The 16,011-nt window shown below is 37.2% G+C and carries 14 protein-coding genes; 4 read left to right on the forward strand and 10 right to left on the reverse strand.

The window, feature by feature from the left end; all coding sequences use genetic code 11:
• Positions 1–91: 91 nt before the first annotated feature.
• The 5 genes from MKY49_RS20485 to MKY49_RS20505 form a co-directional block, all read right to left on the reverse strand.
• Complete coding sequence (locus MKY49_RS20485; RefSeq protein WP_341386992.1) at positions 92–2,461, reverse strand: penicillin acylase family protein; 2,370 nt, start codon at positions 2,459–2,461, stop codon at positions 92–94.
• Between the two features lie 411 nt (positions 2,462–2,872).
• On the reverse strand, positions 2,873–3,097 hold the full coding sequence (locus MKY49_RS20490) for a hypothetical protein (RefSeq protein ID WP_341386993.1): 225 nt from the start codon (positions 3,095–3,097) through the stop codon (positions 2,873–2,875).
• A gap of 234 nt (positions 3,098–3,331) precedes the next feature.
• Positions 3,332–4,087 carry an exodeoxyribonuclease III gene (locus MKY49_RS20495; RefSeq protein WP_322610593.1) on the reverse strand — a complete coding sequence of 252 codons (756 nt, stop codon included), beginning with the start codon at positions 4,085–4,087 and terminating at the stop codon, positions 3,332–3,334.
• 53 nt (positions 4,088–4,140) lie between these two features.
• A complete protein-coding gene (gene murB, locus MKY49_RS20500; RefSeq protein ID WP_341386994.1) occupies positions 4,141–5,055 on the reverse strand; it encodes a UDP-N-acetylmuramate dehydrogenase in 915 nt (304 codons plus the stop codon).
• A 196-nt stretch (positions 5,056–5,251) separates the two neighbouring features.
• Positions 5,252–5,557, reverse strand: a complete 306-nt coding sequence (locus MKY49_RS20505) for a winged helix-turn-helix transcriptional regulator (protein WP_036119224.1) — start codon at positions 5,555–5,557, stop codon at positions 5,252–5,254.
• A 343-nt stretch (positions 5,558–5,900) separates the two neighbouring features.
• On the opposite strand from MKY49_RS20505, the gene MKY49_RS20510 reads away from it, so the two are divergent.
• Together MKY49_RS20510 and MKY49_RS20515 are read left to right on the forward strand one after the other, a co-directional pair.
• Positions 5,901–6,428: a YceI family protein gene (locus tag MKY49_RS20510; protein WP_341386995.1), complete on the forward strand. Its 528-nt coding sequence runs from the start codon at positions 5,901–5,903 to the stop codon at positions 6,426–6,428.
• A 140-nt stretch (positions 6,429–6,568) separates the two neighbouring features.
• Positions 6,569–6,694, forward strand: a complete 126-nt coding sequence (locus MKY49_RS20515) for a hypothetical protein (protein WP_341387129.1) — start codon at positions 6,569–6,571, stop codon at positions 6,692–6,694.
• A 135-nt stretch (positions 6,695–6,829) separates the two neighbouring features.
• Here MKY49_RS20515 and MKY49_RS20520 read toward each other — a convergent pair whose 3' ends face one another.
• From MKY49_RS20520 to MKY49_RS20530, 3 genes are all read right to left on the reverse strand, one after another.
• Positions 6,830–9,190 (reverse strand): bifunctional 2',3'-cyclic-nucleotide 2'-phosphodiesterase/3'-nucleotidase, encoded by a 2,361-nt coding sequence (locus tag MKY49_RS20520; RefSeq protein ID WP_341386996.1) that lies wholly within the window; start codon positions 9,188–9,190, stop codon positions 6,830–6,832.
• A 303-nt stretch (positions 9,191–9,493) separates the two neighbouring features.
• Complete coding sequence (locus MKY49_RS20525; protein ID WP_274794713.1) at positions 9,494–10,120, reverse strand: FMN-dependent NADH-azoreductase; 627 nt, start codon at positions 10,118–10,120, stop codon at positions 9,494–9,496.
• A gap of 163 nt (positions 10,121–10,283) precedes the next feature.
• Positions 10,284–10,991, reverse strand: coding sequence for a DsbA family oxidoreductase (locus MKY49_RS20530; RefSeq protein ID WP_341386997.1), 708 nt, complete (start codon positions 10,989–10,991; stop codon positions 10,284–10,286).
• A 123-nt stretch (positions 10,992–11,114) separates the two neighbouring features.
• Here MKY49_RS20530 and MKY49_RS20535 point away from each other — a divergent pair, with 123 nt between their 5' ends.
• A complete protein-coding gene (locus tag MKY49_RS20535; RefSeq protein WP_274794715.1) occupies positions 11,115–12,494 on the forward strand; it encodes an FAD-dependent oxidoreductase in 1,380 nt (459 codons plus the stop codon).
• A gap of 40 nt (positions 12,495–12,534) precedes the next feature.
• On the opposite strand, the gene MKY49_RS20540 is transcribed toward MKY49_RS20535, so the two are convergent.
• The gene (locus tag MKY49_RS20540; RefSeq protein WP_274794716.1) at positions 12,535–13,461 is read right to left on the reverse strand and encodes a manganese-dependent inorganic pyrophosphatase; all 927 of its coding nucleotides are present in this window, start codon (positions 13,459–13,461) and stop codon (positions 12,535–12,537) included.
• 521 nt (positions 13,462–13,982) lie between these two features.
• Here MKY49_RS20540 and MKY49_RS20545 point away from each other — a divergent pair.
• Positions 13,983–14,786, forward strand: coding sequence for a GNAT family N-acetyltransferase (locus MKY49_RS20545; protein WP_274794717.1), 804 nt, complete (start codon positions 13,983–13,985; stop codon positions 14,784–14,786).
• A gap of 107 nt (positions 14,787–14,893) precedes the next feature.
• On the opposite strand, the gene MKY49_RS20550 is transcribed toward MKY49_RS20545, so the two are convergent.
• A complete protein-coding gene (locus MKY49_RS20550; protein WP_341386998.1) occupies positions 14,894–15,760 on the reverse strand; it encodes a MurR/RpiR family transcriptional regulator in 867 nt (288 codons plus the stop codon).
• Between the last annotated feature and the right edge of the window lie 251 nt (positions 15,761–16,011).

Genomic DNA, 16,011 nt, shown 5'->3' on the forward strand with positions numbered 1-16,011 from the left:
TTATATCATTGTATTTTCTAGTCAATATAGAAAATTACAGAATCAAGAAAAAAAAAAGATTAGCGCACTTAATAAGTACGCTAACCTTTTATTACTGTGCCTTTAATTGTAATGTTTTACCTTTTATCTCTTCTTGTTTCACAAATGTTTGATGATATTCCCCTTTCGACCAATCAAGTACCTGGTCTTGATACCAATCAGACTTTACATGTCCACTTTGACCTGGACCGACAATATGATAGGCGGAGCTTAGATCACCGACATCCACGACAAAGCGCCAAGATGCACCGTGATCCACATTACCAGCTAAATCATTGTCTGCTGCCTGCACCGTAACCTTGGAGCCGCCAATCGGTACCTTTTTAGCATTAAAATAGGCTGCAAGAATTGGGGACGCGCTCCCTAATGTGTGATCAAAAGTAAGCTGATGGAAATCCCCCCACTGCCACTTCGAAGCGTTTTTACCGAATTGATCCTCTAATTGGGCAACTGTGAGCTCGAGTGCCTTGAAAACTGCTTTATCCACGCCACCCTGTTCCTCTATCCAAATGCTTTTCTCCCCTGCATACGCTGTTCGTAAAAGCTGGTCTGTAATATTAAATTTCCCATACATAATGTTGTACATATCTTCTGGCATTTGATCTTTAAACAATACTTCTTGTAGCTTTATCATAAGTGTATGGAAGACGAGAGGTGCACCTGATTCTTTTGCATCCACCATGTCCCAATCCTCTAACATAGCAATAATCTCTGCATAATTACCATCCTGATCTTGAGCTTTTATAGAAGTTAATAAATCGGGTAAGAACTCTCTTGCATAAAGGTTATGTTGATCCATTTGTAAAGCCATCATATCCTCTACGGTGATAGAATCATTTGCCTCTAGCACTTCCTTAATTCTCTCGAAACGATAAGGTTGAGCCCAGAAATCTGTGATGTGATATGGATAGTCTTCTCCTATTACTTGGTTATTTGCTGTTGCAATAAAGCCTTCTTTTGGATTCACCACAGTTGGTAGCTCCTCCCAAGGAATAAAGCCCTCCCAACCATATTCGCTAGAATCACCTGGAACAGGTAATTGACCATCCCCTTGCTTACGAATTGGTATTTGACCATTGGCTTTATAGGCTATAGTGCCATCCTTTGATGCAAAAACAAAGTTTTGAGCTGGCGCCTTAAAATCCTCTAGTGCTTTTTCAAAGTCACCCCAAGATTTCGCCTTATTAAAGCCAAGCACCGCTCTCAGTTCTGCTGTAGATTGAAGTGCCGTCCATTGCATTGAAAATTGTGCTGTTGGCTCTGTATCCTTGAATGCTAAATCTGTCATAATGGGCCCGTGACGAGTCACAACGACTTCAAAGTCTACCGTTTCCCCATCCTTCACCTTGATAGATTCATCACGTACCTCTGCTTGCTCCCACTTACCATCATATCGGAACTGTGTTGGATCATCCGGATTTGGTATTTCAATGTATAAGTCCTGAACATCAGGACCCACATTCGTAACACCCCATGCAATTTCATCATTATGGCCTAAAATAATACCTGGAATCCCTGCAAAAATAACACCACTAACATTTTGTTCCGGCGATTGGAGATGCATTTGATACCAAATAGATGGCGTGCTTAATCCTAGATGTGGATCATCTGCTAAAATCGGTGTTCCTGATTTTGTTTTATCACCAGCTACAACCCAGTTATTACTACCGTTAAACTCATTTGGTAACAAGTCTGCATTGAATTGCCCTGCCACTGCAACAGGATTTTTTATGTTAGCCTCGATGATAGATGAGGCATTTTTAGGATATTTGATAAATAATTCTTTCGCCTTTTCCTCTTCAAAGTTTTGTAAAGCCCAATGACGGAAGGCTAATGTATTCCAATTTCCTCCTAAGTCATAAGCCATATACTTACCAATTGTTAAGGAATCAACGACGGTCCACTCCTCTGGCTCATAACCCAACAAAGCAAATTCATAACTTAATGTATTTTTTTCCTTTGCCTGTGCAATAAATGCATTTACCCCTTCAGCATACCATTCGAGTACTTGCTTACTTTCTTCATCATAAGCTGCCAATGATTTTTCGGCTGCATCACGTAAACTAAATGTACGGAAATGTTTGTCCGAATTAACTGTTGCTTCCCCAATAATTTCAGACAATCGACCACTTGCCTGCCTTCTAGCTAAGTCCATTTGAAAAAGTCGATCTTGTGCTTGAACATAGCCTTGCGCACGATATAAGTCAGCATCTGTTTTTGCAAAGATATGCGGAACTCCCTTGTCATCCCTTGTAACTGTCACATCCTGATCAAGAATCTCCACAGCCAACTCACCATCAATTACAGGCTTAGATTTATTCATAAACCATGTAAATCCAATAAAAGCTACAATCACTACAGCTGCCAGTATGCCAGCCATAACAAGCAGCCACTTTTTCCATTTAAACTTTCTCTTCCCCATCTAATACCCCCTCTTTGCACTATATTCTTGTACTACCTTCCCAACCCCTTAAAACTTAGCTTAATCAACAATTTTTTTACAAATTTCCGTATGTTATGTATGTAAAATAGTCCATAAATACAAAATTTTATATTTATTCGCTATTAGAATAGTATAAACAATAAGAATTATGAAGGCTACCGTGCAATGATATTTTCATATAGAAGCTATTTTGGGCGAGGGTTTCTATTGATGGGGCGTTGCCATGATCTTTGAGCGGTTTTTCTACCAATTGAAGTGCTTTCCCTCATTCTTTGAGCGGAGTCTCCCCCGATTGAGCGCTTTCCCTCATTCTTTGAGCGGTTTCTCCTTTGATTGGAGCACCTTCCAACCACCTTTGAGCGGTTTCTCTCCTGGTTGGAGCGCCTTCCCTCATTCTTTGAGCGGTTTCTCCTCTGATTGGAGCGCCTTCCAACCACCTTTGAGCGGTTTCTCCTCTGATTGGAGCGCCTTCCAACCACCTTTGAGCGGATTCTCCCCCGATTGGAGCGGTTTCTCCACTAGTTGGCGCGCTTTCTGACCACCTTTGAGCGGTTTCTCCACTAGTTGGAGCGCTTTCTGACCACCTTTGAGCGGTTTCTCCCCCGATAGGAGCACCTTCCCTCATTCTTTGACCAGAAGGTTATCCTCATTGGAGTGCTTTTCCATCTTCTTTTGAGCGATTTCCTCTGCATGTGGACCGAACTCTCTCCCTGATGGTAAGCCCCCAGCATATTAAGTCCCATTCTTGAGTGAATTCTTCATTCGAGTGTATGCAATCAAACACCCTTCTTGGCTTTCTAAAACGGCAAAAAAAAATCGTATTTTCTATAGAAAATACGATTTTTAAAACTAGAAATGTAATTGCAATTCAATTGGACAATGATCACTGCCCATAACATGAGGGTGAATCGTTGCTACGTCGATTTGTTCCTTCAGCTGATCAGACACAATAAAATAATCAATACGCCATCCAATATTACGTTCGCGTACTTTATTCATATAGGACCACCATGTGTAATGGTCAGTTTCTTCAGGATGCTTATATCGGAAGGAGTCGACAAAGCCACTAGCTAATAGCTCTGAGAATTTTTCACGTTCTTCATATGTAAATCCTGAGTTTCCTATGTTCGACTTTGCATTTTTTAAATCAATTTCCGTATGTGCTACATTGAGGTCACCACAATAGACTACGGGCTTCTTGCTATTGAGCTCCTGTAAATAGCAGGCTAAACGTTCTTCCCATTCTAACCGCAGTGGTAATCTTGCTAAGTCTCGTTGTGCATTAGGCGTATAAACATTTACTAAATAGAACGCTTCATATTCCAAGGTAATGATTCTACCTTCATCCTGAGAATCTTCATCTCCTACTCCATACTTAACAGACAATGGTGTGTGCTTGGTGAATATAGCTGTTCCAGAATAGCCTTTTTTCTGTGCATAATTCCAATACTGTTCATAGCCATCGAGAGGCAGTTCCACTTGTCCAGCTTGACATTTAGTTTCTTGAATACAAAAGAAATCCGCTTCTACCTGATTAAAAAACTCCAAAAAGCCTTTTCCTAAGCAAGCTCGTATTCCATTAACATTCCACGATATTAATTTCAATTCATCCTCACTCCTAAGAAAAACGCCCTCCGACTTCAGCGAAGGGCGTCATATTATAGATCATCACCAACAATTTTAACCTCTGTTTCTAACTCAATACCAAATTTCTCTTTCACGACACGTTGCACCATTTGGATTGTCTCAATATAGTCAGAAGCAGTGGCATTCCCTTTATTGACAATAAAGCCGGCATGCTTGGTAGAGACTTCTGCTCCACCTATCCCTTTACCTTGCAAGCCACTATCTTGTATAAGCTTACCTGCAAAATGACCAGGTGGGCGTTTGAAAACACTTCCAGCTGACGGATATTCTAAAGGCTGCTTTGATTCACGCTGGAATGTTAAATCAGCAATCTTCGCATCAATTTCCTCCTGCACTCCTACGGCTAATTGAAATTCAGAGGACAATACATAGTAGCCCTTTTTGGCAATGATGCTTTGACGATAACCAAGCTCTAGCTCATCTTTAGATAATATTAAAATGTCTCCTTCTTTCGTTAACACCTTAGACGAAATAATAATATCTTTAATTTCTCCGCCATATGCACCTGCGTTCATAGCCATTGCTCCTCCAATTGATCCAGGAATACCGCAGGCAAATTCAAAACCTGTTAAAGAAGCTCTTGCAGATAGCTTTGATACATCCTTGATCAGCGCGCCACTTTGTGCATAAACATGCTCACCGTTAATTCGAATTTCATCTAAGCGTGAAAACGTTACAACGATACCTCTATGACCGCCATCGCGAACAACCATATTAGATCCGTTACCTAACATTAATAAAGGAATATTATTTATATATGCATAGCGAATAACTGATGCTGCTTCTTCTTCTGATTCAGGAAGAACAAAAACATCTGCTTTGCCACCTAATTTTGTCATTGTGTATTGCTGTAATGATTCATCTAACTTAATATTGGCAGGATTAATGCTCTTTGCTAAATCCATCGCCCATTGTTCTTTTGACATGAGAGCTAATTCCTTTCTAACGTCCTTCTTACTCTACACCAGTATGGATTTAGAACCCCAATTTGACAAGTAAAATGAAGGGTATTTTTATCTCACATTACAAGACAGGTAAGACCTGTGCAGAGATGATGAATATTATAAAGAAAATTGACCATCATTCCAAGTGTCGTTTTTGGCACAAATATTACATTTCATGTTAAAGCCAACTACTTGCCCATGTTTCTATATTGCGAATCGCACCTTCTAGTGCACGACCTTTATCTGTTAATGAATACTCAACACGAACTGGCACCTCAGAATATACTTTTCGTTCAACAAGCCCCTCTTTTTCAAGCTCCTTTAAACGTTCTGATAACAAGCGTCCACTGACAGGTAATGCAGACTCAATTTCATTAAAACGCTGTGGCCCGTCTAGTAATTGATATAATATTAAACCCGTCCATCGTTTTCCAATTAAATCCATCGCTTTTGCTAAACGAGGACATAAAGTAGTCTCATTCATATTTTTCACCTCTATGTAACTATTGTAACGATTATTGCAGTAAATGTAAATTTGGAGTAACTTATTTACGTAAAATAATTAATTAACTTTTATATATTTAATTACAAAAAGTAACTTTATACATCAATATTGTCATTAATAGGGCAAAAGCGTAATAACACTGCTATTAATAAAATGCACACGTTGACAATTTTATGACTACCTCATATAAATTCATTTCGTATTATGTTCACAGATTACACTTTTTTCAAAGATAACACTTCCACAATTATGAAAAATTTATTGAATAAACCAATTACTTACTTTATCATCGTTGTAGAATGCTGTTTTAGGGGGTTTTTAAATGAAAAAATACACTATTGATTTCAGTCATTCAACAATTAGCTTTTCAGTGCGACATATGATGATTTCCCGAATTCATGGTACGTTTGAATCGTACAACGCTGACATAGTTGCCACCAATATTGAGCAAATGCAAGATACAAACATTTCTTTTACGATTGCTGTGGCTAGTGTCTCTACCAAAAATTATGACCGCGATGTCCATCTCGTGTCTCCTGACTTTTTTGATGCAGACGTCTATCCAAAAATAGTATTTACCTCTACATATATTGATAAACTAAGTGAAAAAAATTTTGCGATTCACGGAAATTTAACAATCAAAAACATAACGAAGCCTATCGTATTTACAACAGTATATACAGGGAAAGGTGTCAATCCATGGGCACAAGAAGTATTTGGCTTCCAAGCAAAAGCACAAATCGATCGTCGTGATTTTAATTTAGTCTACAATACGTTTTTAGAAACTGGCGGAGTATTAATCAGTGACGAAATAGACATTGTCATAGACCTTGAGCTAAACCCTCTTTAATGTTAGTTTCTACCTTAAATGAAAGGAAGAACACATTTGCTATGGTTTGAGCATGGTTTACCATTTGAGTCTGTTTATATTTCTATCATCTTTTTAATTGTTTTTGGCAGTATCGTTGGTCTAAAAATAACCATTCGCTGATTTTAACAGTACCTGCCAAGGTTGTTTCAAAACGTACTAATATACGCGGTGGCTCAAATAATACTGGGGCATATACCTCCTATTACGTCACATTAGAAGGACCTAATGGAGAGGTCTTGAACTAAAAGTGAATGGCTACGACTATGGTTAACTAGTTGAAGGCGATAGCGGAATGTTAACCTATCAAGGCACACGGTTTCAAACTTTATTAGACATAAAAAGGAGAGTAACGAATAATTCGTACTCTCCTTTGCTTTACATTATTTAATTAAATATTTAGCAAAGCCTGATTCTGTATCTCCTAAAAATTCAATACCACTATCTGCAGGAATAAACTTTTGTGCGTCTTTTGCAGTTTGGTATATCACCTTTGTATTTGCCGGGAACGGTACAAATGACCAGTTATTATCCGCAGCAGGATTAATTGTTTTATTAGTCATAATATAATCAACAACAGCTTGACGATTTTCATAAGCATAGTTTGTTACATTGGAGCCGTCAGCATTTTTGAAAGTCGCCCCATATGAGCCACCAACACGGTAATTGTTTGTGATAATAATAAATTCTTGTTTTAAATCAATTGGCTTACCATTATATTGTACATTCTTAATACGATTTGCCTTTTCATCAGTAAGATTACCACGGCGATCATATTTAGCTGGTGATGTCACATCAATTTGATATGTTAAACCATCTAACACATCGAAATTATAAGAACGTGCTTCTGGATCAATAATATTTTGTTCTTCTGTTTTATTCGGGTCAATTGTTGCAAAAATACCTGCAGCCATCTCTAGCCATTCAATCGCTTGAGCGCCTGTCACTTTAATAGTAGCAACAGTATTGTCATAGTGATAAATGTCGGCCATATTTTTAATAGCAAGTGGCCCTACAGGAATGTTTGTATAATCCAATGGGTTATTTCGAGATCCTGCTTTGAAAGGTGCACCAGCTGAAAGAATTGGTGTCTTTTCATCAGCAGTGCCCTTTAACTCTTGTTCAATAAACCATTTTTGAGCTTGTGTTACGATTTGAATAGAAGGATCATCTTGTACCATTGAGAAATAACTATGGATTGGCGCAGTTGTTTCTCCAACAGGCTGACGAATGTATGTTAATGTGCCTTCATGTGCTTCTTTTATAGCATCCAACACGGTTGTCGATGGTTGTAAGCCTTCTTGCTTGATCGATTGTAATGAACCTTTGCCATCTACCACAACCCACTCTGAGCCTTTTTGTTCCAATTTTAGATCAATGACACCAAGATGGCTACCATAGCTACCTGCCATTACAGTAGGAACACCATGAATTGTACCCTTTTCTTGATCGACATCTTTCAAATCCTTATAGTCACCAGGGAATGTTAAATGAGAGTGCCCTGTAATTAAAGCGTCGATGCCTTCGATTTCTGCAAGTTGGTAACCAACATTTTCAGCACCTTTTACATAAGTGTCCTCTCCAATACCTGAATGTGAAAGAACAACAATGATATCTGCTCCAGCCTTTTGCATTTCTGGTACTACCTCTTTAACTGCTTCGACTGGTTCTTGCATTTCAACTTTACCTGCTAAATGAATGGCATCCCATTCAACAATTTTGGTTGGGACAATGCCTGTTACACCAACTTTAAGCGTATGCTTCTTGCCTGTACTATCAACCACTTCTTTATCAAGAATAACATAAGGTGTATACATGCGTTCTTTTGTTTTTGCATCATAAGTATTAGCATTCACTACAGGATATTTTGCATCATTTAATACTTCATCTAAAAAGTCTAGACCATAGTTAAATTCATGGTTTCCTAATGTTCCACCATCATATTTCAATGCGTTTAGTGCTGCTATAGCTGGATGAATTTCACCCGGCTTTAAGACACTTTCTAATGCTTTATAAGAGCCAAGTGGTGTACCTTGAATTAAATCTCCATTATCGAATAGTAATGTGTTTGGATTTTTAGCGCGTGCTTGTTCAATTAATGTAGCTGTATTCGCTAAACCAACCTCAGATGACGGTGCATCAAGATAGTAATTGTAATTAGCTAAATTGGTATGGATATCTGTCGTTCCTAAAATTTGAAGGTCTACTAACACGCCAGTTGAAGGTGCTTTGTATTCTGCTACAAAGCGCTCTACAATACTCTCCATTTGCTCTTTCGTTACAAAATCGCGAGGGCGAATAGTATTATCCTCAAATGCTTGCAAAATATTTGCAGCGACAGCATTAGCTAAGTCTTGTTTATATGCCTCTGCTATTTGATCTGCATCCTTAAATTGCTCTAAAACAGAGAGGGAAGCGTTTTCACTAACTAGTCCACGAGCGGATATAACAAATGCTTGTTGACGAGTTAATTGATCGTCTGGACCAAATGTAGTAGCTGTTTTACCTTTAATAAGCTTTAATTGTACGGCCTTTTCTACATAGGGTGCTAAATCTTTAGAGACATCGGTAAATGGAAGAGAAGATCCATCTCCTAGCTCTACATCTAAACTTTTTACTAATTCTTTTACATAATCTGCACGTGTTACATCATTGGAAGCAGCATCAGCAGAGAGCCCAAATGGTATAAACGCGAATAGAACTAGTAACATCGCAAAGAAATTAGCTATTAATTTCTTGTTCATACAACAACCTCCTTAATAATCAAGTATTTTCCTACAAATCCTATTATATTAAACTAACTCTATTTTTTACTGAATAAAAAGTCCTAAATATATGTATTTTTAAAAGAATGGGTATTTACTTTTCTCCGAAATAATAGATTACTATCATTTTTATTTTTATAGTCACAATAGGATGTTAGTAAATGTAAATTCTAAATAATGAATTAATATCAATATGTCCGACCTCCATACCACACCATACATCTATTCACAAAATAAAAAAGTCCTCTCTAAAATGAGAGGACTTTTATTAAAAAATATTTTTTATGCATTTACAGTTTGTAGTGATTGCGCTACTTTTTTCACTTCTTCTAGGCCATTTGCAATAATTTCTTGTGCTTTATCTGGTGAAGCATTGTGACCTTCAATTATTACTTCTTCGATAATTTCCATACCGAATACGCCACCGACAACATTTTTAATGTAGTTTACTGACATTTCCATTGGTTGTGCTTCTGGTAATGAATAGTAGCCACCACGAGCGTTTAAAACAATCGCTTTTTTATCAGTCATTAAGCTAATTAATTCACCATTTTCGCCATATTTGAATGTGTATCCAGCTTGATATACATAATCGATAAATGTTTGTAATGGTGCTGGAATTGTTAAGTTCCAAAGTGGGAATGCAAATACAACTAAATCAGCAGCAGTTAATGCATCCATTGCTTTTTGTTTAGCAGCTAAAAGACGCGATTCGATGTCTGTTAACTCTCCACCATTTTGTACTTTACCGAATGCATTGAAAAGGTCTTGTCCAAAATAAGGCATATCCTCTGCAAATACGTCAAAAGTTGTAACGTTTACACCTTGTACATTTTCCATGAATGTATCATACATTTTTGTTGAAATACCGTCTGGACGGTTATTAGCTTTTACTACTAAAACGTTCATTATATAAATTCTCCCCTAAATTTCATGTTTTGATATCTCGAATTCAAGATATGTGTTTATCTTAAAAAATTTCACCTAAAAAGTCAATGTTCCTTCCCTCAGACTTTAGACTGAAATATTATGTTACGATTTTTTCGGTATTATAAGAGGTATTTAAACCCTCTTAAAAATTACAGCTATCATCTGTACATACACCAGTATCCTCTGAACCAGCCATCTTTAGCTTTGGTTGTAAGCCCTCTTCCTCGGCTACTTTACGCAAGGTTTCTTCGAATACCTCCTGTGGCTGTGCCCCTGAAATACCATATTTGCGGTTTAAAACAAAGAATGGTACCCCGCGAACGCCAAGCTGTAGACCCTCTTGAATATCCGCTTCCACTTCATTTTTATAATCATCATTTGCAATAACCTTAGCAACCTCATCACGTTGTAATCCAACCTGCTCAGCAATTTCTAATAAAACAGCTTCTTGACCTATGCGCTTTCCTTCAATAAAGTGACTGTGTAAAAGCGTCTCCACTAGTGCCGTAACATCTCCCTGTTGCTCAGCCCATTTTACAAGTCGATGTGCTTTTAGCGTATTCTCTTCCATCAAATTGCTAAAATCATAGTTTAAGCCCACTTCTTTCGCTCGTTCCGTTACGCCAAGTGTCATTTCTTTAGCCTTCTCTATAGACATTCCGTATTTCTTCGCTAAGGATTCATAAACAGTAGTATTCGAATCCACTGGAGTAGTAGGGTCTAGTTGATAACTTTTATAGACTAGTTCCACTTGCCCGCCATAGCCAGTATCTTCAATTGCCTTTTCTAATTGCTTTTTACCTATATAACAAAATGGACATACATAATCAGACCAAATTTCAATTTTCATTAAACTCACTCCTTTTGCTACATTGTAGCGGCAGAGCAAATCCCAAGGCAATATTTATGCTTCATTGCATAAATTTTCAAGCCTATCTACATACTGAAGTTAAAAACAATGTGAGGTTTATCTATGACACAATCTCTTTGGCTCGCTACTGCCGAGTCAGTATCACTCTCTTCACTTACTTCCTCTGTAACTTGTGATGTCTGTATTATCGGAGGAGGATTGACTGGTTTATATACAGCCTACACCTTAGCAAAAGCTGGTGTCGATGTGGTTCTACTTGAGGCAAATACCCATTTTGGACACGGTACAACTGGCCATTCCACAGGGAAATTAACAGCGCAGCACAGCATCGTGTATGCTAATCTTTTAGAAAAACTATCGGTCGAAGAAGCACAGCTCTACTATCAGCTTAATCAACAAGCCATCGATCAAGCCAGACAAATACTTCCGGAAAATAGTGTGCGGCAAGTAGATTCGCTATTATATTGTCAATCGAAAGAAGGGTATGCACAATTATTAAAAGAGTGGAATGCTTATAAGGTTTTAAATATTAAGTCAAAAATTACTTCTGACACTGAGCTACCCTTCCCTATTACAAAAGCCTTATGTATGTCACAACAGGCACAAATAAATCCTTTAGAGGTTAGTAATTTTCTTGCAAAAGAGGCACAGGCTATGGGCGCAAGACTATATTCAAATACCCGTGTGCAGCAATTAAACATACCACAAAATAACTTACATACCGAAAAAAACATCTCGGTTCAATATAACAAGCTTATTTTGTGCTCGCATTATCCAATTGAGGCATTTAGAGGACTACACCTTTTCAAATTGTCTAATAGTCGTTCATACATGGTTGCTAGTAAGGTTTCAGAGACGATGCAAGGACAATATTTATCAGTTGACTTCCCTTCTCGTTCTATCCGAACAGCTACTATTAACAACGAACATTACTTAGTACTTGGCGGAGCGAATCATATTGCTGGGGAGACCGTAAATACAGAGCCTTATTATGAAGCAATATCCAATGAAATGAAGGAGCATTTTGAGCAGCAACCACTCTATCGATGGTCTGCTCAGGATATTGAAACACCAGATATTGTACCTTATGTAGGTAGAATAACAAACTCATTGCCAAATGTGCTCATTGCCACTGGCTACCGAAAATGGGGTATATCAAATTCCTTTGTCGCTGGGGACATCCTATCCTCCCTTATTACCGGTGCAAGAAGTGAGGATGGAGCCATTGCCCTTTATTCACCATCACGTACAAAATTCGGTGCGCAATTCATGCAGATGCTCAAAGTAGGTGGTTTTGTCGCAAAGGAATATATAGCTGGTTATATGAAGAATGTCACAGCTCCGACCTGCACACATTTAGGTTGTAAAACGAAATGGAATGAAGCGGATGAAACATGGGACTGCCCATGCCACGGTTCTCGTTTTAATGCAAAAGGAGAGGTGCTAGAGGGCCCAGCAGTACAACCATTAAAACTAGATTAAAAAAAGAGGCTGTCTTTATAGACAACCTCTTTTATATATATTATTTTAAAGCTTCTGTTAATACAGGTACAATTTGTTTTTTACGAGACACAACACCCGGTAATACAACACGATTGTTGATAAGCTCAGCACCGAATCCTTTTGCAGCCACTTCAGCTACTTGTCCAATGGCAACAGCTGTTGAATCGTTATTTAAAATGTCAGTAACAACGAAGAAGAATAGATCTAAGCCGTTTTCTGCAACATTTTTATTTAATAAGATTTCTAACTCCTCTTGGCGATTAAGGACATCGTTAATATCAACTGCATTGACTTGAGCCACAACAGATTTGTATTCGCCAAATTGGAATTCTTTCGCATCTAATGATAATAGGTCTTCTAAAGATTTATCAGATAAATCAGCACCTGCTTTCAGCATCGCTAATCCATATTCTGCAGCATCCACCCCTGCAATTTGAGCTAGTTCCTCACCAGCTTTAACATCTTGTTCTGTGCAAGTTGGTGATTTAAAAAGTAATGTATCAGAAACGATTGCTGATAACATTAAACCAGCGATGTTTGCAGGTATTGCAACACCGTTTTCTTTGAAAATTTTGTTTAGAATTGTAGCCGTACAGCCGACAGGTTCAGCGCGATAATATAATGGATCAGCTGTTTGGAAGTTGGCAATACGGTGGTGGTCGATTACTTCTGTAATTTGTACTTCTTCGATACCGTCTGCAGATTGCTGGAACTCATTGTGGTCAACAAGAATTACTTTGTCCGCTTCCCCTACTACAGATGTGATTAAACGAGGTGCCTCAAAACCAAATTTGTCTAATGCAAACTGAGTTTCATTATTAACATCTCCAAGACGCACTGCCTCAGCTTCCTCACCAATTTGTTGTTTTAAATAGGCATATACAATAGCAGATGTGATTGTGTCTGTATCTGGATTTTTATGTCCAAAAACTAATACTTTACTCATTGAATCAATTCCTCCTAAAATAGCACTTACATTTGTATTTTATTTTATCATACTTTATAGCCTTATAAGCGATAAAGTCAAACTTTGAATCCATTAATGCCTCTGCAAAATAAGGGTCCACATTCCCCAAAGCCGGTGTCCTATCTTGGACAGTTGTTTACTATCTGATCTCTCAAAAACTCTCTCAAAACCGGTACAATTTGTCTCAGACTACAATCGTTCTGTCTAAAATTTACTATAGAAAAATAATCCTAAACGTTTAAAAACTTACTTTTCGAATAGGATAGATAGATTATAACCCCCTTGACCTGTAATGTACAATTCAAAGGCGATTAAATCCTCTTATACTATTATCTATTTTTACCAGCCTTTTTTTAACATTCAATAGTAAAAATATATCTTTTTTTAAAAATATATAGTTTACATAGATATTTAGTTGTGTTTTCATATTTAAGTCATCATAATTTTATGCTATCATCAGATAGTCTATATTATTGGATATTCAGGAAATGGGGATTACGATGACAAAGAAGATGGAAAAAAAGTACATTCCTTTAGCAAACTATTTTGAAGTAGCTTTACAACAAGAAATCACTTTATCCTTTAGTGAGTTAGAAAACATTATGGGACAAGCACTACCAAACGCCGCCTACTTAAATAAAAGCTGGTGGAAAAAAACGAAGCCCCCTCTCTCACATTATTTATCATGGACAAATGCAGGTTATTATGTCATTGATGTTAAATTAGGTACTAGTGTCACTTTCTCTCGCACTCAAATGAAGACTACTGAAAACAATACTGCTAACAATGAGGAAAACCCTTCAGCATACATAATTAGAGGGATTGAAGCATCCGATGCTCGTTCATTCATTCATTTACAAGAGGAGATTTTCCAACAAACTGACTTCATGTATAATGTTCAAAATGAGCTAGACCTAACTGTTCAACAACTTCGTAAAAATTTAGCCTATTGGAAGCAACTAAAAAATCGTACAATTCTACTTTGTGTTTTAAATGGGATATTTGCAGGCTATGCTGTCGTACATGGGTATAAACAATCAAAAGTGAGACATGTTGCCTCTATTCGTCTAGCTGTGAAGGAAGAACATCAACAAAAGGGCATTGGCTCAGCACTAATGAAGGCTGTTGAAAATTGGTCTAAACAACGTGATATTTCTCGTTTAGAATTAACGGTTATGGAGCATAACAATGTGGCTCTACATCTTTTTACAAAGCTAGGATTCCAACAAGAAGGCATTCGACAAAATGCTATTAAATTAAATAATACTTATGTTAACGAATATTGCTTAAGTAAAATTCTATAATTCACTTTTCCTAGATGTCTAAATCATATTTGGACATCTTTTTTAATTTCTCAAAAAAATACGCATAGACTTGTGTGTTGTTACACACCATCTATGCGTTGTCTCCCTTAAAAAACCTGTTTCTCTCTAACAGTATCTAAAAACAGTACATTATTTTCCACTTGCTCATAGGATTGCTGATATTTTTCATACTGCCCCTTGTCCTGACTTATCATTTCCTCTATCAGTGCATGCAAGAAAGAAAATAACACAGGAGCGATGTCTAGCGAAGAATGATTATTTGTGCCAAGAGCAAATAATGCACTAGCATATTCCCGAATAGGCGAAAATGCAGAACCGGTAATGGCAATAATCTTCACCTTTTTTATCTTTGCAATTTCAATAATTGTCTTAATATCTTTCATTTGTTTATCAAAAGATAGCACAATTAAAGTCGTATGTTCGCCCATGCTATTCATTTGATTAACTAGCTCCTCCGAGTCCAAACGAAGTTGCTTAATATTTGTACGTAACGTTTTTAATGTGTTTGAAAGCCAATTCGCCACAGATGCATGATGACAGGTACCTAGAATATAGATATTATCTGCTTCATGCATCCATTTTGAACTTTTTTGAATTTGTTGCTCGTTAATTAGCTGAATTGTTTCTTGAATATGTTGGCTATCTCGATGCATAATCTTACCAAAGTTAGAATTGGTCAGCTTTTTAGCAATATATGTAGGCTGTAGGTTAGTTCCTACACTTTGAGACATGATATCATTTCTTATTTCCTCTTGAAGTTCTACATACCCTGATAATTCCATGGCATAACAAAAACGAATCACTGTAGATTCACTTACATTAGCAAGTCTGCCAACCTCTGCAGCCCCATTAGCAATAACAGTAGTGGGATTATCCATTACAAATTGCGCTACTTTGCGTTGACCCTTTGACAGCCTTACAAACCTTTTCTTTATATCCTCATGAATACTCATTCCTAACAACCTTTCTTTCAATGACCTTATCACGAATGGGAGATTGTTTCCTACTGGCTCAAAATTCGATTAAAAATACAGTATCACGATTACAATTTGAATACAATGACTTTTCTGAAAAATCTTTATCGCATTAACCTGCTAATATAGCAATTTAGTTTATAATTTAACTTTTTTATTGATTTGTCATTTTAACAAATAATTTAGTTAAATTAAATAAAAATTAATAAATACTCATTTTTACTTCTTAA

It is taken from the genome of Lysinibacillus sp. FSL M8-0134 (assembly GCF_038069745.1).
GTDB lineage: Bacteria > Bacillota > Bacilli > Bacillales_A > Planococcaceae > Lysinibacillus > Lysinibacillus irui.

Excerpts from the sequence above, each read along its gene's own strand:
- MKY49_RS20485 (WP_341386992.1), bottom strand. The coding sequence starts at position 2,461 with ATGGGGAAGAGAAAGTTTAAATGGAAAAAGTGGCTGCTTGTTATGGCT.
- murB (WP_341386994.1), bottom strand. The coding sequence starts at position 5,055 with ATGTCAAAAGAACAATGGGCGATGGATTTAGCAAAGAGCATTAATCCT.
- MKY49_RS20505 (WP_036119224.1), bottom strand. The coding sequence starts at position 5,557 with ATGAATGAGACTACTTTATGTCCTCGTTTAGCAAAAGCGATGGATTTA.
- MKY49_RS20510 (WP_341386995.1), top strand. The coding sequence starts at position 5,901 with ATGAAAAAATACACTATTGATTTCAGTCATTCAACAATTAGCTTTTCA.
- MKY49_RS20520 (WP_341386996.1), bottom strand. The coding sequence starts at position 9,190 with ATGAACAAGAAATTAATAGCTAATTTCTTTGCGATGTTACTAGTTCTA.
- MKY49_RS20525 (WP_274794713.1), bottom strand. The coding sequence starts at position 10,120 with ATGAACGTTTTAGTAGTAAAAGCTAATAACCGTCCAGACGGTATTTCA.
- MKY49_RS20530 (WP_341386997.1), bottom strand. The coding sequence starts at position 10,991 with ATGAAAATTGAAATTTGGTCTGATTATGTATGTCCATTTTGTTATATA.
- MKY49_RS20535 (WP_274794715.1), top strand. The coding sequence starts at position 11,115 with ATGACACAATCTCTTTGGCTCGCTACTGCCGAGTCAGTATCACTCTCT.
- MKY49_RS20540 (WP_274794716.1), bottom strand. The coding sequence starts at position 13,461 with ATGAGTAAAGTATTAGTTTTTGGACATAAAAATCCAGATACAGACACA.
- MKY49_RS20545 (WP_274794717.1), top strand. The coding sequence starts at position 13,983 with ATGACAAAGAAGATGGAAAAAAAGTACATTCCTTTAGCAAACTATTTT.
- MKY49_RS20550 (WP_341386998.1), bottom strand. The coding sequence starts at position 15,760 with ATGAGTATTCATGAGGATATAAAGAAAAGGTTTGTAAGGCTGTCAAAG.